This is a genomic window from Brevibacterium sp. p3-SID960 (assembly GCF_025144725.1).
Lineage (GTDB): Bacteria > Actinomycetota > Actinomycetes > Actinomycetales > Brevibacteriaceae > Brevibacterium.
Genome location: NZ_JALXKS010000004.1, coordinates 82064 through 103222 on the forward strand (window position 1 = coordinate 82064; position 21159 = coordinate 103222).

Sequence of the window (21159 nt, forward strand, 5' to 3'; positions counted from 1 at the left end):
TTCGAGGCCCATTTGGCGTGGCGCTGCGGGAGCCTCCTGCGTTCCACGACTCTGTCGTCCTTCCGCACGGAGTTGTGGATCGCTGTGCCGTTAGGATTGTGAGAAGGCTCCAGCTTGTCTCGTCTACCAGGAGAAATCTCGATCGTGTCAGTTCTGTCAGGCTTTGTCTGGAGTGTCGCTGACACTCTGCGCGGACCGTATTCTGAAGCCGAGTACGGCTCCGTCATCCTCCCGTTCACAGTGCTGCGCCGCCTGGAATGTGTCATGGCTCCGTATCGCGAGGTGATGTCAGAAATCGTCGCCCGCTACGAGGGGGAGCAACAGCGGCGCACCCACTTGAAGCTGAAGACGCGGACGGCCGAAAACCCTGGACTGTCGTTCTGGACTACGAGTGACTACACATTGAAGAAGGCGCTTGAGGACCCTGACAACCTCGCGGAGAACCTCATCGACTACGTCGGAGGATTCTCGACGAACCTCGACGTGTTCAAGTCCTTTGACTTCGAGAACGTCATTCGCACGCTCGATAGCCGGAACCGGCTGTGGCAGGTAACCCGGCACTTCGAGAGCATCGACCTGTCACCGGCTGCGGTATCGAATGCCGACATGGGTGATCTGTTCGAGAACCTCATCTACCGCTTTGCCGAGTCGGCGAACGAGGGTGCAGGTCAGTTCTACACTCCTCGCGATGTCGTCAGGCTCCTGGTCGATCTCGTCTATGCCGATGACGCGGATGCCCTTCGGGGCCGTGGAACTGTTCGGTCGATCTACGACCCGACAGTCGGCACCGGCGGAATGCTCAGTGTGGCCGATGAGCACTTGCGCAGCTTCAGCCCGGATGCGTCGACGGCGCTGTTCGGACAGGAGATCAACACACGCACTTACGCGATCTGCAAGGCCGACCTGCTGATTACTGGGCAGGACCCGTCCAACGTGCGGCAGGGCGACACGCTCGTGGTGGACCGCTTCGAGGACCTCAAATTCGACTATGTCCTCTCGAACCCACCGTTTGGAACCGACTGGAAGGCAGTCGAGTCAGAAGTCAAGGCAGAGCACACCCGCGGTGGCCACGGACGTTTTGCGCCCGGGCTTCCTTCCGTGGGTGATGCGGCGATGCTCTTCCTTCTGCATGTGGCCTCGAAGATGCGCGACGTCGACGAGACAGGACGTGGCGGCAAGGCCGGCATCGTCTTGAACGGTTCGCCGCTGTTCAACGGAGGCGCCGGCTCGGGGCCTTCGAATATCCGCGGCCACATGTTTGAGAACGACCTCGTCGATGCGATCGTCGCGCTGCCGAACGACATGTTCTACAACACCGGCATTGCGACCTACCTGTGGATCCTGTCGAACGCGAAACCTGTGGGCCGAAAGGACACCGTCCAGCTGATCGACGCGACAGAGCTCGGCACGAAGCTACGCAAGTCCATTGGTTCGAAGAGGCTCGCGATCCCTGACGCGCACCGCGACGCGATCGTGCGGGCTTTCACGGGCACCCTAAGCGAGGACGACGTCGAAGTCCCGACGAAGACGTTCCACAAGCGCGACTTTGCCTACTGGACGATCACGGTCGAACGACCGCTACAGCTGCGGTTCCAGGCCACGCCCGAAGCCATCAGCGCCGTGGCGGAGCAGACGACCCTGGCCAAAGTCGACGGCCTGGGCGAGGCGCTCGAAACGTTCGGCAGCATGCCCTATCTCAACCGAGAGAAGTTCGACGAAGATCTCGGCCAGCACCTCCACGACCGCGGCGTGCAGCTCACGCCAGCACAGCGCAAGAAGCTGTTGCTGACCATCGGCGCCCACGACGACACCGCCGACTACTGCCGCGTGCCGTCGGGCAAGAACAAGGGCAACATCGAGCCTGACCCCGCGCTACGCGACACTGAGAACGTCCCGTTCGGCTGGGGCAATCACCCTAAGACCCATGAAGCCCAGCGCGAGACCGTACAAGCGTACTTCGACGCCGAGGTGAAACCGCACGTCGCCGACGCGTGGATCGCCTGGGACAAGACGAGGACCGGCTACGAGATCCCGTTCACCCGCCACTTCTACACCTATGAACCGCCCCGACCGCTCGAAGAGATCGACGCCGACCTTGAACGCGTCGTCGGCGAGATCATGGAACTCTTGCGTGAGGTGGAGGGATGACACTAACGCTTCCGATCAAGCGGTTGGCCAATGTCACCCTTGGCAAAATGATTCAGTCAGAACCGAGCCAATTGGTTGATACTTCCGCTCCATATCTGCGTGCAGCACATGTCCAACCTCATGGTCGAATAATAGACCTCCCTGACCAGCGGATGTGGTTTAGCCAATTCGAATTGCGAACGTTGAATCTCCTGCGAGGCGATGTAGTAGTTGTTGAAGGTGGTGCGGGGTACGGAAGGTCTGCCGTTATTCGTGAGGATCTGGCAGGTTGGGGGTTTCAGAATTCGATAATTCGGCTACGACCAGTCGCCGCTCGATCTGATGGCCGGTTCCTCGACTATTCGCTCCAGGGAGCGCTATCTGATGGTCGCATCGAACTGGCAACAAGCACCGCAACCCTGCCACACTTTACCGCCGACAAGGTATCCAAGTTCGAGATCTGGGCTCCGGCTCTCGACGAGCAGCGTGCCATCGCCGACTACCTGGACCGGGAAACGGCCCAGATCGACGCGCTCGTGGCGAAGCAGGAAGAGTTCATCCGGCTGCTACGAGAGCGGCGACGTGCTGCGATAGAGAACCGACTCACTAGCGTCGATGCTCGGCGAACGTCGGTTCGGCATCTGGCTAGGCTGGTTTCAGGAAGCGGGTTTCCCGTTCGTGAACAAGGTCAGGTTGGTAAGGAGCTTCCGTTCTATAAGGTCAAAGATTTGAAGACTGGCCGTCAGAGTGGCATGCTTGACCTCCCGGAGAATAGCGTGAGTCGTGACACAGCACAGGCACTCAGCGCGTCTGTTATTCCCAGCGGCTCGGTCGCGTTTGCAAAAGTCGGCGCCGCTTTGCTCCTGGGTCGTGTGGCGACGTTGCCCGTTGATAGCTGTGTTGACAACAACATGTCCGCGCTCGTGCCGAGAACGGGCTTCGATCCAGGTTTTGCGCGCTATGTCATGCTCACCTTTGATTTCAAGAGGCATGTGCTCCCGGGCCCCGTTCCATCACTTGATATGGACGGGTTGAGAGCGTTCCGTGTGCCTGTGCTTTCTTTAAATAAGCAACGAGCGATTGTGAACGATCTCGACGAACAGACCTCCCGTATCGACACTCTCATTGCTAAAACCGAGGAGCATATTGCTTTGGCGAAGGAGCGCCGTTCGGCGTTGATCACTGCAGCTGTCACGGGGCAGTTCGATGTTCGTACAGCAGGAAAGGCTGGATGAGGACAATGGCGTCACCAGACGGTACCCGCGAGGAAGCACTCGAGGTCGAGATCGCCGAATACCTCAGCGCGCACGGGTGGTTATACAGCCGGGATGATGACGGTTATGACGCGGAGCGGGCACTCTGGCCTGAGGATGTGTTCTGGTGGTTGAGCGAGACGCAGCCAGATGAGTATGCGAAGGTCGTGCGCGTCGGCACGGGTGCCGAGCAGGCGGATCGTGAAGCGCTATTGTCGACACTCGTGACTCGGCTGGAGACCCAGATGAGATCGGGTGGTGGGACGCTGAATGTGTTACGTCGGAAGTTCTCCCACACGCGCGGGGCTACGGCGCATTTCAGGATGTGCCAGTTCAAGCCTGCGACGACGTTGAACAGGACTGTAACCGAGCAGTATCAGAAGGTGCGACTGCGTGTGGCTCGGCAGGTGCATTTCTCACCAAAGAGGGGCGATAAGCGCTCGATCGATCTTGTCTTCTTCGTCAACGGTCTGCCGGTCGCTACCTGTGAGTTGAAGTCGTTCTTCAAACAGCAGTGGCGCACGGCCGTCACGCAATATCGGAAGGATCGTGACCCGGCCGGTCAGCCGCTGCTCGGGTTCGGTTCGCGGGCGCTGGTGCACTTCGCAGTCGATGACGACCAGGTGCACATGACGACGAGACTTGCTGGCCAGAAGACGTACTTTCTGCCGTTCAACCGCGGTCACGATGACACAGGTGCCGCAGGCAATCCAGCGAATCCCACCGGGCCTGCCACGTCGTACCTGTGGGAGGAGGTGTTGCAACGCGACAACTTCCTGTCAATTCTTGGCTCGCAGATGTTTTTGAAGACCGACGTGGACGAAGATCCGGTGACAGGGAAGATCAAGCGCTCGTTTGCGTTGATGTTCCCGCGGTATCACCAGTGGCGTGCGGTGAAGAAGCTCGTTGACACGATCAGTGAGGAGGGTCAGGGCCGGCGGTATCTGATCGAGCACTCGGCTGGGTCGGGGAAGACAAACACGATTGCCTGGACCGCGCATCGCCTGGCCCGCTTGCACGACGGGTCGAACAAGAAAGTGTTCGACAAGGTCATCATCGTCTCGGATCGCCGAGTGCTGGATGCTCAGCTGCAGCAGGCAGTCGAGCAGGTAGATGACACTGGCGGCAGTGTCGCGGTGATCGATTCGGCGGCAGTGCGCCGGTCTGGTGGTTCGAAGTCGCGGGCGCTTCTGGATGCGCTGACTGGATCGTCGCTGATCATTGTCGTGACGTTGCAGACGTTTCCGTTTGTGAAGGGCCTGTTGGAGACGAAACTGGGCGCGAAGAACTTCGCGGTGATCATCGATGAGGCTCATACCTCTCAGTCGGGTAAAACGGCGGCGGAGCTAAAAGCAGTGCTCACCGAGGGTGGCGAGCTCAACGACGACGTCGTCGATGGTCAGGACGTGGTCAATCAGCTTGTCGAGTCTGATGCGGCTCGTGAGCGCCAGATCGCCGCGGAGACGGCCGCGCGGGCTGGGGCGCGGAATGTGTCGCTACTGGCGTTCACGGCCACACCCAAGGCGAAGACGAAACAGCTGTTCGGCCGCCCAGGTGATGATGGCTTGCCGGTCTCGTTCGATGTGTATCCGATGCGGCAGGCGATCGAGGAGGGTTTCATCCTCGATGTGCTGCGCGGGTATCAGACATACCGGACGGCGTTCGAGATTGAGCAGCAGGGCAGGGCCGGCATTGTCACGGGCATCGGCCCAAATGATGACGATCGGCTCGTGGATCCGAAAACAGCGACGCGGAAGATCATGCGGTTCGCGAACCTGCATCCGACGAACATCGGTCAGAAGGTTGAGATCATCGTCGAGCATTTCCGGGCCAACGTCGCGCACCTCGTGGACGGTCACGCGAAGGCGATGGTTGTCACCGACTCCCGCCAGGCTGCGCTGCGGTACAAGATCGAGACCGACAAGTACCTCAAACAGCGCGGGTACGCGTATCAGTCGATCGTTGCGTTCAGCGGCAGCTTAAGCGATGAGGACTACGGCATCAAGGACGCCACCGAGGCATCAATGAACCCTGATGTCGCCTCCGACCTGGCGCGGGAGTTCCGTCGCCCGGAGTACCGGCTGATGATCGTTGCCGACAAGTTTCAGACCGGTTTCGATCAGCCGCTGTTGTGCGCAATGTACGTGGACAAGAAGCTGCCTGACGTGCATGCTGTGCAGACGCTCTCGCGTCTGAACCGCACGTACCGTGCGCCGTCAGGCGAGGTGAAGGACCGGACGTTCGTGCTCGACTTCGTCAACGATCCTGATGACATCCACGAAGCGTTCCTGACGTACTACCTCGAAGCGCACGTAGAGAAAGAGACCGACCCCAACCTCGTGCACCAGCTGGCCACAAAGCTCGCTCAAGCTCGGATCTACACGCCACAAGACGTCGAACGCTACGCCGAGGATTGGTGGGCTCAGAGGCAGTCGCATGCCGCGCTGGCGGCGGCCGTGACCCCAGCGCGCAACGAGTTCGTCGCCCGCTGGAACGACGCGCAAGCAGCCGACGACAGCGAAGCGCTCGACGAGCTGCGCACGTTCCGTAAGGACTGCGGTTCCTACGTCAGGCTGTATGACTTCATGTCGCAGGTCGTCGACTATGGCACAAGCGACTTGGAGAAGCTCGCAGAGTTCCTGCGCCAGCTGGTGCGTCTGCTGCCGACCGATGGCGCGGAACCAGACGCAGACGTGTCGGGCTTGGAGATGCGCCGTGTCCGACAGATCGACCAGGGCAGAGCCGATATTGCGTTATCCGGTGACCAGGAGACTCCGGGACTGCAGGGCATCACGGGTCTGGGATCGCACGTGTCCCGCCAAGATCCACAGCAGGTGCTGCTCTCGGAAGTGGTATCGAAGATCAACGAATTGTTCGGGTCCGAGTTCGCCGACCCACAGATCGAGGGCTTCGTCCGTGCTGCAGCGGGCATGGCCGAGGAAGACACCCGCATCGCCGAACAGATCGATCACAACGCCCTTGACCAGTTCATGGCCTCGCCGGAGCTGCGCGAAACGCTCACGGACGCGGCAGTACTCAACGAAGGCGCATTCGGCAAGCTCACTGGCGTGCTCACTGGAGAGAGCGAACGCGCAGACGAGTTCATCCGGCTGATCGGCCAATACCTCTACCACTCCAGACGTCTTCGAATGGATGTGCACATGCCAACGACAACGACGAGTATTCGGGTGACAGACAGTGAAACTTCCGCAGCAGAACCCTAGGTGCACGTGACGCGTGGAGTTGCGACTACGACCGGTAGATCGGGACCGCTGAAGTGTAGCTCTAGCATCTCGAAGACAGTCTGCAGCTCACAAAACCAAGCACCCTCGATCTTCCGGTGGAGTTCGGATCAGAGAAGCTGATACGTCTTCCCGCGCTCAAAGGGCAAACCTGCTCGGCTCACTTAACACCTACATGTACGAGGCGACTGTTTCCAGAGCTAGACCACAGATGCCCGGTTAGTACTCCGAAACTCTAAAATGTCTCCGTCTTGGACCGCTCGCGTACGAATCCCTCCACCAGGCGCCCTCATCCGTATACGAGTACGGTCGCCGCGAAACAAGTCTTTGGAGGCTTCAAACGGTCGGCCGTTGGTGTCGTAGCTGACCCTCCGAATCAGTATCAACGGAGCTTGAGCCTCGACCGTGAGAAACGACGCCTCTTCATCAGTCGCAGATACAACCTCCACTCTTTCTTCAGTTTCACACGGCTGGGTCTCATAAATATTATCGAGAAGCTCATACAATGAGCCACCCAGCGGTTGCTCGAGCAAACCAGGGAAGCGTGATTCCGGGAACACAGCTTGCTCGAGTGAGATCGGAGTGCGATTGGCTAAACGAATACGTCTGATTTCGACAACGAGATCTCCGTCCCCCAGTTGTAAATCACTTCGAATGCCCGGTTTCGGCAAAGCAATGCGGGTCGAAATAACCTTGGTATCCGAAGTATATCCTTGGCTCGCTAAAACGCTCGGGACGGACGAAGAGACAGAAATGTCCCTCTCGACTTTCGCGTGGCTGACAAAGGTCCCGCCCCCGCGCCCTGGAACCCTGCGAACAAGACCGGCTTGCTCTAAGAGAGTGAGGGCTTGCCTGAGCGTACCCCTGCTCACTCCATGAGTAACAGCCAGATCACGTTCGTTACCGAGTTTTACTCCGGGGGCTAAAGACCCTGAGTCAATTTCCTCGATCAGACTTCGCCTTAGAGATTCGACTGCTGATTTCTCTCCGGTCAAGCTTCTTCCGTCCGTTCCCAAGTGGAGGCCTCATAAGGCATACGAGCACTTATACTGTCGATGTAGCCGTGACCATATTCTAACGCCCCGACTCACATCTCCTGAAGCGCCTCCATGGATTCGGGCAAAATTTGGCCTCCGTCGATGATCAACGCCTGGCCGGTAATGTAGGCCGCTTCATCGGCCGCGAAGAAGAGGGACGCGTTACCGATATCTTCGACGTCGCCGAGACGTCCCTGAGGAATAGCTTCGGTCATCTGCCGCAGGTAACCTTCTCCAAGGCCGTCCAACCCCTCGGTCGCTATGTTGCCTGGCAAGACCGCGTTGACCGTTACACCGCTTGGGGCAAGCTCCATTGCTGCCGTGCGCATGAACCCCAACTGAGCAGCTTTACTGGCCCCGTAGTGCGACCAGCCCGGAAAACCTGTGACCACACCTGTGATGGATGAGGTCAGGATCACTCGACCTCGGCCAGACTTCTCAAGTGCGTCCTTACAAGCGATAACGGAATACACTGTGCCAGAGAAGTTGACAGACATGACTCTGTCTAAGTCGTCCTCGCTCATTTCTGCAAGCTTGCTCGTTGGGAAGATTCCGGCGTTAGCACAGAGCACGTCGATGCCACCGAATTGCTTGATAGCATAATCGGCCATCTGGTGGCAGTCCTCCTTCCTGCTCACGTCGGCGTGAAGGAAGAGGACCTCACCACCGAGGCTCGAAAGCTCTTCCACAGCAGCTTCGCCTACCGATTCGTCACGTCCAGTGACGAGAACGTTACATCCCGCACGGAGAAAGCACTTTGCGATGCCCTTGCCAATACCACGCGTACCGCCGGTCACGATCACCGATCGACCGGAAATTGATGCGAACACGAATCCTCATTTCATTCTATAACCAGACGACATCGTTGTCGTCAATTAATGCTGGAGCCATTGGACTCCAAGTATCTTCTGACCAGAGGTCGGGTATTCACGGTAAAACTGTCGCCCTGTTCTTGGCATTCTCGACTGTGGGAGTGCGAGCCCATCCAAGCGACGAGCAATAGGCGGCGCAGTAGTACGAAAGTGGCTAGCATTTCTTCGTCTTCAGCAGAGAGTTCGGCAACTGACCGATAGCCTTCAACCCACGCGGACTGCCATTCGGGTACTCGAGGATCATCCTCGATGAACGACACCGCCGCGCCAAAATCATAGAGATACCAGGCGTACCCGCAATCGTCGAAATCGATGACGTTGACCGACTCACCTTCTACGAGCAGGTTAGCCAGACGCAGATCCGCATGTGTCAGCCCGAACCGGTTAGGGCCCTTGCCAAAGGCTTCCAGGCGTTGACGGATCAGCTCTGCCGCTTTACCGAACATTTCAACATCGTCGGGTGTGACTGAAAAGCCGTCTTCCCACTTTCCCCACCTCGGCGTCTTACCTAGTGTGTGCTCCCAGTCCCACGAGAATCGCTGAAAGCCCGCGGGGGGTTCCCAGGTCTTGGCATGCTGGTGCAGTTGACCAGTGATCTTGCCTAAGGTCTCAAAACTTGTCGCGTGCAGAACCGTGTGATCGGGCTCAATACCGGGCATAACCTCGAACATCACAGCGTACCGTTCCACACCGTCTATGTTCGTGACGTACACGCGGTCGCCGGCTTCAGTGGGAATCACGATGTTCGTTGCCACGTCCGTGTCTCTACGGACGGCGGTTATCCAATCTAGCTCCGATTGAATCGCTCGCAACGGATGGTAGTCCTGACGATGAACGCGCAACACGCCCGTGCGCCCGGTCCCCGGATCGTTCACCAGGTACGTCGCGTTCTCCGACAAAGAAATCAGCTCGTGTTCGACTTGAGCTGAGAGCCCGTAATGCTGTAGGGCCTCGGCTGAGACTACATCGTCTCGGCGAGCTTCCTCTTCAGTTTGGTACTGGGGCGTATTGCTGGGTAACTCAATGCTCACGGCCTTCAACCTCGTTCAAAACTGCAGAAATTTGATTGCGCGCCACCTGAACGTCTTCAGTTGCTCCGCTTAGATACAAGCGCCCCGAAGCTCCAATCATTTGGACATCGACCACTGAGATATTCGGTGAGCTGCGTTCTGCCTCATTCGCAGCCACGGCGGCGAACAGGGCGGGAGTTACTTCATAGACGAGAAGGCTCTCCCCGGGTAGCACCATCGACCCTTGGCGATTCCGATTGAGAATCACGGCATGCTGGTCGCTGATACTCTCGATCACGTCGTGATATAGGATTTTAGGTTTGAGCTGGTGATTCGATTGAGTCCCGGTGCCCTCTAGAATCGCTTGGCCGGCAGCGCGCACGTCGTCCGGATTCTCAGAGTGGATTTCGAGAACCCCGAACTGCCGTTCGACGAACAGGATCCCCGGTTCGACGGAGGGTACTTTTCGCAGCGCCAGATCAATCACCCTCTCGATCGCAAGGGCTGGTGCCACTTCGATGATCAGAGCGTGATCGCCGGCAAATGGAGGATATCCGCGGGCGCGCGTGGGTGTACCTAGATACGCCGCGAACTGCGGTTGCAGATCTTCCACGGGCAGGTATACACGCAATTCCGTCGATTGGGAGCTGCCGGAACTCATTTAAATACCTCCAATTCGTACCGTTCCATCGAGAAAATCATCTCGCCGGCCCGTTACTTTCCTCCCACGTCGAAATGCTGAGTGAGTTCATTGTGAGGACGCGGGATAACATGGACACTGACAAGTTCACCCACCTGCGACGCCGTCTCTGCACCCGCTTCGGTAGCCGCTTTGACTGCACCGACTTCACCGCTAATGATGACTGCCACGAGGCCATCACCGGCTTCCTGACGGTCGGTTATGCTCACGTTGGCTGCCTTGACCATGGCATCTGCGGCCGCCAGGGCCGCTACGAATCCCTTAGTTTCGATCATTCCGATTGCGTTGCTAGCCATTGCTCTCTCCTTTTGTGTTATTAAATGTGAGCAGGGTGTTCCAAAACTCTATTTCTTTGCGCATGTTTTCTTGGCCTGTGGATCTCGCTTAACAGTTCGTACGGTTTCTTCATCTACCGAACCGATAATTAGAGCATCGATCGGCGGCGGAGTACCCGGAAACCACGCTGCGGCGACGGACCCGGTTGCGATTAGTACGTTCTCACCCAACCCTGATCCCAAGACGTCGAACGCTATGATCGACGAAGAACTGCCCTCAATCTCGATCTCGAGAAATGCGCCGCGCGGCATTCCTTCGATTTGCTTCGTGGACCAGACATTGCCTGTCACCGTTCCGCGAATCATGCTTGCTCCTTCTCAATGGATACTCCGGCAACGCGTGCACGTTCTCTAGCTAGTGGAGTTACAACAGCTTTCTTTCCCAGCAGTAGATTCATCCCGGCCTCGGCGGCGGCTTTGACATCCCTTTCTGTGACCGCGCCCTTCTCCACGCGGAGTGTCGAGGCGGAGGCCCTGTCAGCTCCACCGTTACCCTCCAAAGTGGTTCTTGGAATGGACGCCCCGATCAACGAGAATCGCAGCCATCCGTTTCGTAGGTCGGCACGCAGCTTTGGGTTCTCAAACATGTCCAGAAGCTTGCGGGTGAACAGCGCCAGGTCATGGTCGTCCTTGATCCGCACGCTCTCGATTCGCTTCCTGTCGTCGTTCGTGCTTGCAAGGAGCAGAGTGCCCGAGCTCGCCTCGCGACCGCGAACATCCGAAGCTGGCAACTGCTGGAGTACGCTTGTCTGGTTCTGCGAAGCGACTGCGTCGCGCACTGATTCACGTACGATCTCAACGACCATTTGCCGCAGTTCAGGCGTAATACTCATCCGAGATTCCTTAAGATGTCCTCGGCTGCATCAGCGGCCGTACGAACGTCCGCCTCTTCTCCAGCCAGGTAAACTCGCCCCGTCGCGCCGATCATTCGATAATCAACGACTTTTATGTCGGCCGACTTCTCGGCCTCGTTGGTGGCCAAAATCGCATACGAGGCCGGTTGCACCTCAAGCACAAACAGCGATTCTCCAGCCAGCGCCATCGAACCTTTGCGATTGCGGTTGATTAGGTAGGCGTGCTGGTGATCAATGCTAGACACGATCTTGCTGGCCAGGATCGTGGGGCGAGTAGCTGCTGCCGCAGTAGTTCCCAACGCGTCTAGCACCGAATCGGCTGCGGCCTGTACCGGTCCAGTTTCACCGTGGAACTCCAGGTACCCGAATTGACGCTCGACAACAAGGATTCCCGCTTTGACCTCCGCGTGTTTCAATGCCGCGTCAGTCAGCGGCTCGATGTCAAGACCCGGCGCAACTTCGACGATTTGTGCGGCCGCGTGGGCGGTAGGTAAGGATCCTTTGATCCACGTCCCCAGATAGCACATCGTCTGCGGCTGCAGCCGATCAATGAAAATAAACGAACGAAGTTCCGGCATAGTCATCCCTTACTCATGTTGGCGAGTTCCTGAGCCACGAGGCGCCGGATTTCGGCCCTGAGCGCAGCATCGCTGACAGCTGAGATCCGGTCTCCGTCTGCGGACGCTCCGAGCTTGGAGATGACACCGTCGGCGACAGATGTGGGAGCAGCAACGCTATAGTCTCGCTGGGCATTGGACGCCACCGGATACTCGGGAACTGGCTGATCGTGCGACCTCCAGGGATCGAGCCCCGAATAATTGGGCATTGGGTCCTGACTCAATGTGGAGTGTGCGACCTTTGTCCAGTTGACAAGGTGTGACGGTTGCAAGTTCTCACCGACCCCACTACGGCCGACGAACCCGGTGCCAATCGTCATACTGGTCGCAAGACTTGTTCCGAGTCCGGCACTGCCAGTGCTGTTGCCTGCGTTCACGGTCATCCGAAGCACCGGAACTGCAGCTCCGTACGCCATTATCGTTCTGCTGTTCGTCGAGTGGATTGCGGCCGAATGGCCGGCACCTGCGATCCTTACAATCGCTCTTGCCGCGCTGATTCCACGTTCAGCATCCGTCACGCGCAGGAAGCCGAGCACTGGGGCAAGTTTCTCATGCGTCATGACCTCTTCCGGCACCGGTGCGGAGATCGGTGCGACCAGGACTTTGGTTTTTGGGCCACTATTGATCCCCGCCATTCCGGCAATCACGTGTGCGTCTTTTCCCACGACTTCGGAATTGAGGCGGCCGGTCGGGTACATGACGTCAGCGAGTTTCTTAGATTCCTCAACCGTAAGAAAGTGGGCCCCAAGACGAGACATTTCCCGTACCAAGCTGTCAGCAATTGAATCCTCTGCGATGAGAACTGATTCGTTTGTGCAAAGAACAGAGTTGTCAAACTTCTTACTGTCGACGATATGGGCTGCAGCGGCGCGAACGTCGGCGGTCGAATCGACGAATACCGGGACGTTACCCGGACCCACACCAAGCGCAGGATTCGATGAGCTATACGCGGACCGCACCATCGCAGTTCCCCCGGTTGCAAGGATGAGCTTGGTACGTTCGTCCTTCATCACCGCTTCGATGAGCGGAAGGGAGGGTTCCGGAAGCGATTGAATCACACCATCCGGCGCTCCAGCCCCGACAGCAGCTTCTGCCAAGATCTCTGCAGCCCGATTGCTAACTACTTTTGCCATTGGATGCGGACTGATGAGGACTGCGTTCCGCGTCATCAATGAAAGCAGCACCTTGAAGTAGACGGTGGCCACGGGATTAGTAGAAGGCGCGAGCGCAAAGATGACACCTGCCGGGCGTGGAATCTCCAGCACCTTTTTCTCGCTGTCCACTCGCGGCGTCACAAAGTCGGCGCCAGCGTATTCGTCAAGCAACCCAGTTGAGCATGCAAGATTTTTCTGAATTTTATGTTCGACGACACCGAAACCGGTTTCGTCAACAGTGGCGCTTGCGAATTCCTCTGCGTGGCGGGAAGCAGCGTCAGCTACTGCAGAGACGATTCGATTGATGTCTGTAGCCGAATAGGTGCCGAATTCCCGCGCTGCCCATGTAGCTCGTTCCAGCGCATGGCCCGCTTGACTGATTTCAGAGAAAGCTTTCACCTGCGGGCTCTGGCGGTCGCTGGCCAACGATTGGGTCACGTCTAAGCTCATCATTAGGCAGCCTTCCACGAGTTGGAACCGACCGACTGCTCTGCGCGTTCAATCGCGAGCGCAGTCCGGTCAAGGAGTTCTTCGGTTAGATCCGGAGTCATGAGGATTCCCGGCTTGTATTGCAGAACTCGAGGGTCCAGAGTGGAAAAGATTGCCCAGACACCAAGTTCGTAAAGTTCACGCATCACGAACTTTGCTCCTTCTGGATGATTAAACTCCAGCCCGAAGATAACGCCGTTCTGGCGAATTCCGGTGAACCAATTTGGGTGATTCTGCTGAACCTGGCGGAGTACAGAGCCCACGAGGTCGGCGCAATAATGAACCATCGACCGGACCTCGGGCCGAGTAGTAATCTCCAGAGTCTTGAGAGCAGCAAAGCAACCTAGCTCCGCACCACCAAAGGTAGAAATGTGGCCGAAACCATCCACTTCCAGCCAATCGCCTGCTTTATCGCTGAGCAGAACGCATGCGATCGGATACACACCACCGGAAATGCCCTTTCCTGTCACCAGGATATCCGGCTCGACGCCGTGCTTAGTAATGCCCCAGAGCTCTCCTGTACGCATCAAACCGGTCTGCACTTCGTCAGCAATGTACAGGGAGCCATACTTTTCGCACAAGCTCTTGACTCCCTCAAGATACCCGGGGTCCGGCAGCGGGAAGCCGTAAGTCGCCGGGATGGTCTCCATGATGACTGCTGCGACGTCCCGGCCGCGCAATGCCTGCTCCATCGCGTCCAAATCGTTGAAGGGGACGTGGGGGAACTCGCTATCCTGATCGGAAAGAAATAGCTTCGAGAACCGATCGTCACCGGTTGCCAAGGCCAGTCCGGTGTGTCCGTGATAGGCCTTGACGATTGAAACGATCTTGCGTCGCTGCGTGGCATGCCTGGCACTCTTCAACGCAATGTCTATCGCTTCGCCCCCGCCAGAGGCGTACGCAACTTTGGTCAATGAGGGCGGTGCCGTAGCGACAAGCTTCTCGGCCAACGCTGTTCTAGCGAGGGCTGGGAAGTGATGATTGCCCATGTCGAAATGCCCCATCGCATCGCGCACGGAGCTCAGCACTTCAGGATTCCGGTGTCCTAGATTGTAGGTTCCTCCGTTGAGGTGCACGTCAATCAGGCGTCGCCCATTCATATCCCAGAGCAGATACCCTTCACGCCGATCGATGACCAGGTCCACTCCCGAATCCTGCCAAAACTGTGTCTTGTCCGGGTTCCAGAACTGCATCGACTTCTCAAGGAACTCATCCTTGGAGTCGAAGCTAAAGAGTCCGTACTCGTGCATCGCGTGCCTATCGCAGTCGGTGTAGATCCAGATGTTAACCAGTGTTCCTGGTCAAACCGTTGCTGTCAATAGGTCCTACCGAACTGGACCACGGTCTTACCAACGGTGCAGGCCGATGGAACTATCGGCTTGCATGATGTGATGCCGCTCACGTCGCACACCTCGTGCAGGGAGGTACTTATGCCAGCTCAATCCACTTCGTCAAATGGCGGCTCCTTCGAAAACAGCAAAACCTCCGCAGAGATTCAGCGGCTGAGGCCTGGAACTGTTGGACTCATGGGGGTCATGTTCATGGCCGTAGCGACAGCCACACCAATTACCGCGATGGTCGGAAACGTACCAATTGCTGTCGGGTTCGGTAACGGAGCCTTCGCGCCAGCCGGGTACCTTGTAGCCACAATAGTTCTCAGCCTTTTCGCGCTCGGTTACTCCGCTATGGCAAAGCACATCACCGCTACAGGGGCGTTCTACGGATTCGTCTCCCACGGCCTCGGACGTCTTGTCGGCATGGGAGCCGGTGCTCTAACGACCCTGGCCTACGTCGTCTTCGAAGCTTCACTCGTTGGAATTTTCAGCTTTTTCGCGCACAGCTTTGTCAGTAGCCACTTAGGCCTAGATATTCGGAGTCGCTGGAATTGGTTTCGCTCTCTACGCAAAGAGATTCGCTCCTCAGAAGTATGAGGTAATAGGACGCGTCGTACTTGACGACACTGAAGAACGTAATGGTTCAACCGACCTACCGGATTTGAAGTCCCTATCGGACAAACGCCGAGGAAACGTCTCAGATCAATAGTCTGGTAGCAGCCTAAGTCAGTTTCGCTGAGCCCCCACTGTTTCGATGAAGGCGCAGTCGACGGGACGTCGCCAGAAGTTATTCAACCAATAATCGTCATCCTTAAACAGTTCAGTTGAAGCGAGCATTAATAGTCTTCAAAGGCTTCAACAGGCAGGTAGGTAATGACGAGTCTTAACGTAAATCCGCTCAATCAACGTTCAAATGGACAGAAGCGGGCGCTGCGTCTGGATTGATCAGACCTAGATAGTAGTGACGAGCCGCTTCACCATCTGAGTCCGTAGTTCAGACTGCGCAGGCCAGTCAACGGTACGAGATGCTCTCACGCGTTCCGCCCGTGCTGATATGGGTCTCAGCTCCGCGCACGATATCGGTGTTCTGCGCAGCCACAGTGATCCACCCGTCCTCGCGGCGTTCGAGCACGAAGGTGAAGATGCCTTCGCGCTCATCTGCCGGCTCACCGCCAGGCGAGACCTGGCCGCACAGCCGCCACTGGCTGTGCACAGTGGCAGCGCGATCACCGATCATCCGCACCCGAGGTCTCCCCATCGTGATCGTCGAACCGGGGAAGATCGTCGAGAAGCCGTAAGCGTGCGCCTCACGGATCCGGTCGCGATCATGCCACCACAGCCCGACCACGTTGACGAACTCCGCATCTTCGGCGAACAGCCCGGCCAGCGCCTCGGCGTCGGCGCTGTTCCAGGCGGCTTCCCAGCACCGTACGACATCCTCAGGCTGGTGCATCATCGTTCCCTTCATTCTTCGATACGCCGCTCATCGTTCAACGCGACAGGTCGTCTGTGCGAGGCACTTCGCGCTAGAACGCATAGGCGGCTTCGCGTTCGGCGCGCATCTGGGAGGCCACGCGAGTCTGCTCGGCGGTGTCTTCGACGAGGCGGTCGATGCGCAAGGTGACGTCGCCGCTGATGATCTCACCGCGGTAGACGTCCATGGCTTCGACGAACACGTAGCTCTGCACGACTTGTGCCTTCATATACGTCAGGATGGGACGCAGCTGGTGTTCGGCTACCAGGTAGTGCTTCGGCGACCCGGCCGTCATGATGATGCCGACCACCTTCTCCTCGAAGGCGCTGACCGGCAGCAGATCGAAGACGTTCTTCAACGCTCCCGGGATGGAAGCCTGGAAGATCGGGCTGCCGATGATGATCGCATCCGCACTCATGAGCGCCTCAGCAAGGGTGCGGGTGTCGCCTGTGTATTCGATGTAGTCACGGCCGTCGGAGAACTGCACGTCATAGTCGGCGAGGTCGATGAGCTGCGTTTCGATCTCCGGGTCAAGCCGGCCGATCGCGGCCAGCGCGTAGTTCATCGCCGTGCGCGTGGTCGCACCGACGGTCGAGCCTGAGAGTCCAACGATCTTCATGCCTGGGCGGCCTCCTGTCGTGCGGTGTGCTTCTTGACTGCCGGGATGATCTCGGTGCCGATGACCTCCAGATTCCGCATCACGCGGTCGAAGGGCACGCCACCGAAGTCGATCTGCCCGAGGAAGCGCTGATGTCCGTACGCTTCGTGCTGGTAGAGGATCTTCTCGATGACCTGCTGTGGGCTGCCGATGTTCATGATGCTGCGCGGGTCGGTGCTCTGTGCGAACAGCTGCTTGGCCATCCCACGCCCATTGGTGCGGAACATCCCTTCGTTCACATGTGGGTAGAACTCCTGCAGCGCTTGCTGTGAGGTGTCCGCGACGTAGAAGAATCCGGCGGTGGCCACCGGGAGGGTGGCCGGGTCGTAGCCGTTGTGCTCGGCTGCGGCTCGGTAGGAGTCGATCGTCTGCTGGAACGCTGCGATCGGCCCGCCGAGGTGGGCCATCACCATCGGGGCGCCGGAAAGGCCGGCCTTGACGGCGCTGGCGGGTGTACCACCGACGGCACGCCAGATCGGCATCGAACCTGCCTGCGGCCGCGGCAGCACCTCGGCGTCCCTGAGGTCGGCACGGAACTGACCTGACCAGTTGACGACCCGTTCGCGGTTGATCTGGCGCAGCAGATCGAATTTCTCTTCGAACAGCTCCTCGTAGTCCTTCAGATCGTAGCCGAGCAGTTCGAACAGGCCCACCCGTGAGGCGCGGCCGGCGACGATCTCAGCGCGACCTTCAGAGAGCAGGTCGATGGTGGCGAAGTTCTCGTAGACCCTAACCGGGTCCGAGGTGCTGAGGATTGTCGAGGAGCTGGAGACCTTGATCGTCTCGGTCGCCTGCGCGATCGCGCCGAGGATGACGGCGTGGGCCTGCGAGGCGAAGAACTCCTGGTGGCTCTCCCCCAGGCTGAACACATCGAAGCCGGCCTGCTCGGCGGCCTTTGCGTAGGCGACGAACTCACGTACGCGCTCACCGGCGCTGATGCGTCGGCCCTCTGCCCACGGGTTGGGCAAGTGGTCACCGAGGGAGTACATGCCGAACTGGAGACCTTCGTTCGGGTTGATGCCGTACTCGGCCATCGTGTCTGCAGCACTGGCTGCATCGTGCATCAAAGTGGTGGCGTTGGTGCTAGTGTCGTCGGTCATTGCGTCTTCTCCGTGGTGCTGTGCGTGGAGCCGGACGCTGCCGCCTCGGCTGGGTCGAATCCGACCGGGGTCTGCTTGTGCAGGCTGTTGCGGTGAACTTTGCGCATCAGCGCATAGAGCTGTCGTTGTTCATCGGCGTCGAGCACGTCGTCGAACATCGAAGCCTGCAGCGCCACCTGCCCGGGGTAGACCGAGCTCAGCAGCGCCTCACCTGCCTTAGTGAGGGAGATGTACTTCGTCTTCCACTCCTGGGTGCGTTCGATGAGCCCGGCTTCTTCGAGTCGGCTGAGCATCCGTGAGACACCGCCGACGCTGACGGTCAAACCTTTAGCGAGATCGGTCTGCGTCACCGGCTGGTAGGCGCGCACGTGGCTCAACGCCTCGAACTGCGCAATGGTCACTCCGGCCTGTGAGAGGTACTCATTGGAGATGCAGTTGCTGCGCTGAACGAATCGAGCCATCCGCAGCCAGATCATCAGACCCAGTGGCCGATCCATCCTCGCCTCCCCATCCACACGATCAGTTGACCTGTCAAGCGATGGTTCACTTTACCTCGCAACTGATGCGGGCGCAAAATCCTCGGCACCCGGCGCCATCAGACGGCGTGCCATGCTGGTGGAAGGACAGACACGCCACGGGAGGGTGTGAGGAAGACGATTCGCCTTCTTCACACCCTCCCGTGCGTCTCTGTCTGCCAGCTCAGTCCACGTGCCGATTACATGTCAGCTGTGGGTGCCGGTGTGTGTCAGCTCCGCCTCCGCGAGGCCCACACGCCGAGTCCTCCGGCGGCGAGCAGCGCTGCGCCTGCGGCCAGCGGCCAGAGTCCGGCGCCGGTGCGCGGCAGCTGGGATCGGTCGTCGCGATCCTGATCGCGTGACGCATCGTCGTCGTCGCGCTTGCCGTTATCGTCGCGCTTGCCGTCATCGTCGCGCGGTGCGTCAGTGGGCCCACTCGTCGAGTCCTCGCTGGGATCGGCGGATGGCTCGCCTGTCGGAGTTGCGGTCGGGTCGGCGGTCGGGTCCGCGGTGGGCTCAGGATCCGGCGACGGTTCGTCGGTCGGCTCTGGTGCTTCATCCTCCTCTACGGGATCGACGAAGACCGCCTGCCACGGACCGTACTCGCCGGAGCCGTTCCGCGCCCGCGCGAAGACGAACCTGGCCTGTTCCGAGCCTTCCTTAGCAATGGTGGCCTCGAAGTCGACGGTCTCCCCCGCCTCGGGAACGGCAGCCTCGCCTGGACCGGTGGACTCCCCGGCATCAAGGGCGGTGCGGTCGACCGCGGCCTGGATCTCGACATCGTCGATCTGTGTGACTGCCGGCCGGCGCGCAGCCGACCCTGCGTCCTGGCCATAGGCGTCATCGGTTGCTGTGCCGGTGACGATGATGGACCCGTCGTCCTGACGCTCAGCTGTCAGTTCGGACACGACACCGCCAAGCGAGGCGGTGTAGGGCTCGTAGGCGGCCTCAGCGGCGAAGCGCAGACCAGGCTGGACCTTCTGCCAGTAGTCATCGGCGCGCTGGAAACCGGGGAAGAAACCGCCTTCGCGAGCGGTGCCGATCTCGTAGACGTAGCCGGGTACGCCGAGTTTGCCGTAGGCGTAGTCGAAGTCACCGCCCGAGGCGTTGTACAGCACGTCACCGGGCGCACCGGTGGCATAGTCGTTGCCGAACGACTGCCGGAAGGCACCGGCGATCAGAGCGTCGGCGTTGGGGACGTTTGCCGTGTTGTCGAAACCATACGGATAGAGGATGAGGTCAGAATACGAATGCAGGTGAATATAGGTGCCGGCCCGCTCATCCGGCGCAGCGGTCGTCGTCTCAACGTCGTAGGTGCCGTAGAGATCTTCGAGCAGGTCCTTGAGCGCTGCCACCTCGGGTTCGGACGCCGGTGCGGTTCCCTTGTAGAGGACGCTGCTCGGATCGGAGCTCGTTGACGCGCCGCCCCAGCCGTAGGGCCAGTTCCGGTTGAGGTCGATGCCGGGCTGGCTGCGTGACCAGGGCCCACCGGTGTCTTCGAACCCTGCGGTGTTCTGGTTCTTGCGCTGCCAGGCCTTTGAGGCGGAGTTCGGATTGCCGTCACCGGCCGGTGTCGTGTCGACGCCATCTGCGAAGGCCTGCTCCACGACGTCGATGCTGTCGGGATTGTGCTGGAAGCTCACCCACACCTCGGTCGAGTCGAGCAGCGAGGTGATCTGCGCGTCGGTGCCGTAGCCGTCGATGAGCTCGGTGGCGAAGCGCCAGGCCATCTCGCTGGTGATGATCTCACGCGAGTGCGTCTGCGCGCCGAGGAAGAACCGCGGCTTGCCGTCCTGCCCGTCGGCGTACTCGGGCTGGTCGGCGACGTCGGCGGTGATGCGCACCGCGACGAGGTCGTGCCCGCCCTGGCCCTGCTGCTTGAGGAAGGTGTCTCCGTAGTCGACGTGCTGGACGAGCTCTGGGTACTGGGATGCGAGGTCCTTGGCGAACTGCGCATAGGCACTGGTGGTGCGATAGCCGTTGAAGAACGTGTCGTAGTCAGCGGCATTGAGCTTGGCCGGCACCGGGGCGGGTGCGGCCGGCTGTGCGCTGGCAGGGCGGGTGCCCAGGGAGTCGGCGTAGTTTTCGACGGTGACCGAGGCTCCGGTCTTCTCCAGTTCGTCGGCGAGGTCCTGATCGCCGAGGACGATGACATTGTCGCCTTCAGCGCTGACGATGTCGAGATCGCCGAGCGTCTCAGAGGCCGCCTCGACGTCATCGGCCGGAACTGTCAGCAGCAGCACGTCACCGGCGGGAGCGGCGAAGGCCGCGCCGGCACTGGCGGAGGCTAGAAGGGCGGCGACGGCCGTGCCGGCGCCAAGACGATGCAAGGTGTTCTTCATGGGTGACTTTCTCTTCGTTGAGCACGCCCGGATCATCGATGCCCGG

18 protein-coding genes are annotated in these 21159 nt (G+C 59.2%); 3 read left to right on the plus strand and 15 right to left on the minus strand.

Annotated features, from left to right (window positions below):
* Nucleotides 1-144: 144 nt before the first annotated feature.
* Genes M3B11_RS02145 through M3B11_RS02155 form a run of 3 tightly spaced genes read left to right on the plus strand, consistent with a single transcriptional unit; the run spans nt 145 to nt 6604 of the window.
* Complete coding sequence (locus M3B11_RS02145; RefSeq protein WP_259875061.1) at nt 145-2148, plus strand: class I SAM-dependent DNA methyltransferase; 2004 nt, start codon at nt 145-147, stop codon at nt 2146-2148.
* A complete protein-coding gene (locus tag M3B11_RS02150) occupies nt 2145-3362 on the plus strand; it encodes a restriction endonuclease subunit S (RefSeq protein ID WP_259875063.1) in 1218 nt (405 codons plus the stop codon). The genes M3B11_RS02145 and M3B11_RS02150 overlap by 4 nt, the downstream gene beginning before the upstream one ends.
* Before the next feature lie 5 nt (nt 3363-3367).
* A complete protein-coding gene (locus tag M3B11_RS02155) occupies nt 3368-6604 on the plus strand; it encodes a type I restriction endonuclease subunit R (protein ID WP_259875064.1) in 3237 nt (1078 codons plus the stop codon).
* Nucleotides 6605-6822: 218 nt separating this feature from the next.
* Here the strand turns inward: M3B11_RS02155 and M3B11_RS13360 are convergent, their stop codons facing one another.
* From M3B11_RS13360 to M3B11_RS02225, 15 genes are all read right to left on the minus strand, one after another.
* A complete protein-coding gene (locus M3B11_RS13360) occupies nt 6823-7638 on the minus strand; it encodes a GntR family transcriptional regulator (RefSeq protein WP_396121516.1) in 816 nt (271 codons plus the stop codon).
* 71 nt (nt 7639-7709) lie between these two features.
* The gene (gene fabG / locus M3B11_RS02160) at nt 7710-8489 is read right to left on the minus strand and encodes a 3-oxoacyl-ACP reductase FabG (RefSeq protein ID WP_259875065.1); all 780 of its coding nucleotides are present in this window, start codon (nt 8487-8489) and stop codon (nt 7710-7712) included.
* 41 nt (nt 8490-8530) lie between these two features.
* The gene (locus tag M3B11_RS02165; RefSeq protein ID WP_259875066.1) at nt 8531-9562 is read right to left on the minus strand and encodes a phosphotransferase enzyme family protein; all 1032 of its coding nucleotides are present in this window, start codon (nt 9560-9562) and stop codon (nt 8531-8533) included.
* On the minus strand, nt 9552-10202 hold the full coding sequence (locus M3B11_RS02170) for a hypothetical protein (protein ID WP_259875068.1): 651 nt from the start codon (nt 10200-10202) through the stop codon (nt 9552-9554). The genes M3B11_RS02165 and M3B11_RS02170 overlap by 11 nt, the downstream gene beginning before the upstream one ends.
* A 53-nt stretch (nt 10203-10255) precedes the next feature.
* Complete coding sequence (locus M3B11_RS02175; protein ID WP_259875069.1) at nt 10256-10537, minus strand: BMC domain-containing protein; 282 nt, start codon at nt 10535-10537, stop codon at nt 10256-10258.
* 48 nt (nt 10538-10585) lie between these two features.
* A complete protein-coding gene (locus M3B11_RS02180; protein WP_259875071.1) occupies nt 10586-10882 on the minus strand; it encodes a EutN/CcmL family microcompartment protein in 297 nt (98 codons plus the stop codon).
* Nucleotides 10879-11409: a hypothetical protein gene (locus M3B11_RS02185; RefSeq protein ID WP_259875073.1), complete on the minus strand. Its 531-nt coding sequence runs from the start codon at nt 11407-11409 to the stop codon at nt 10879-10881. The genes M3B11_RS02180 and M3B11_RS02185 overlap by 4 nt, the downstream gene beginning before the upstream one ends.
* Nucleotides 11406-12014, minus strand: coding sequence for a BMC domain-containing protein (locus M3B11_RS02190; RefSeq protein WP_259875075.1), 609 nt, complete (start codon nt 12012-12014; stop codon nt 11406-11408). The genes M3B11_RS02185 and M3B11_RS02190 overlap by 4 nt, the downstream gene beginning before the upstream one ends.
* Complete coding sequence (locus M3B11_RS02195) at nt 12011-13639, minus strand: aldehyde dehydrogenase family protein (protein WP_259875077.1); 1629 nt, start codon at nt 13637-13639, stop codon at nt 12011-12013. The genes M3B11_RS02190 and M3B11_RS02195 overlap by 4 nt, the downstream gene beginning before the upstream one ends.
* Nucleotides 13640-13653: 14 nt before the next feature.
* On the minus strand, nt 13654-14940 hold the full coding sequence (locus M3B11_RS02200; RefSeq protein WP_259875079.1) for an aspartate aminotransferase family protein: 1287 nt from the start codon (nt 14938-14940) through the stop codon (nt 13654-13656).
* 1096 nt (nt 14941-16036) lie between these two features.
* Nucleotides 16037-16480 carry an SgcJ/EcaC family oxidoreductase gene (locus tag M3B11_RS02205; protein ID WP_259875081.1) on the minus strand — a complete coding sequence of 148 codons (444 nt, stop codon included), beginning with the start codon at nt 16478-16480 and terminating at the stop codon, nt 16037-16039.
* Between the two features lie 70 nt (nt 16481-16550).
* The gene (locus tag M3B11_RS02210) at nt 16551-17117 is read right to left on the minus strand and encodes an NADPH-dependent FMN reductase (protein ID WP_259875083.1); all 567 of its coding nucleotides are present in this window, start codon (nt 17115-17117) and stop codon (nt 16551-16553) included.
* Nucleotides 17114-18256: an LLM class flavin-dependent oxidoreductase gene (locus M3B11_RS02215; protein WP_259875085.1), complete on the minus strand. Its 1143-nt coding sequence runs from the start codon at nt 18254-18256 to the stop codon at nt 17114-17116. The genes M3B11_RS02210 and M3B11_RS02215 overlap by 4 nt, the downstream gene beginning before the upstream one ends.
* Complete coding sequence (locus tag M3B11_RS02220; RefSeq protein ID WP_259875087.1) at nt 18253-18753, minus strand: MarR family winged helix-turn-helix transcriptional regulator; 501 nt, start codon at nt 18751-18753, stop codon at nt 18253-18255. The genes M3B11_RS02215 and M3B11_RS02220 overlap by 4 nt, the downstream gene beginning before the upstream one ends.
* Nucleotides 18754-19001: 248 nt before the next feature.
* On the minus strand, nt 19002-21113 hold the full coding sequence (locus M3B11_RS02225) for a M14 family zinc carboxypeptidase (RefSeq protein WP_259875089.1): 2112 nt from the start codon (nt 21111-21113) through the stop codon (nt 19002-19004).
* Nucleotides 21114-21159 lie beyond the last annotated feature (46 nt).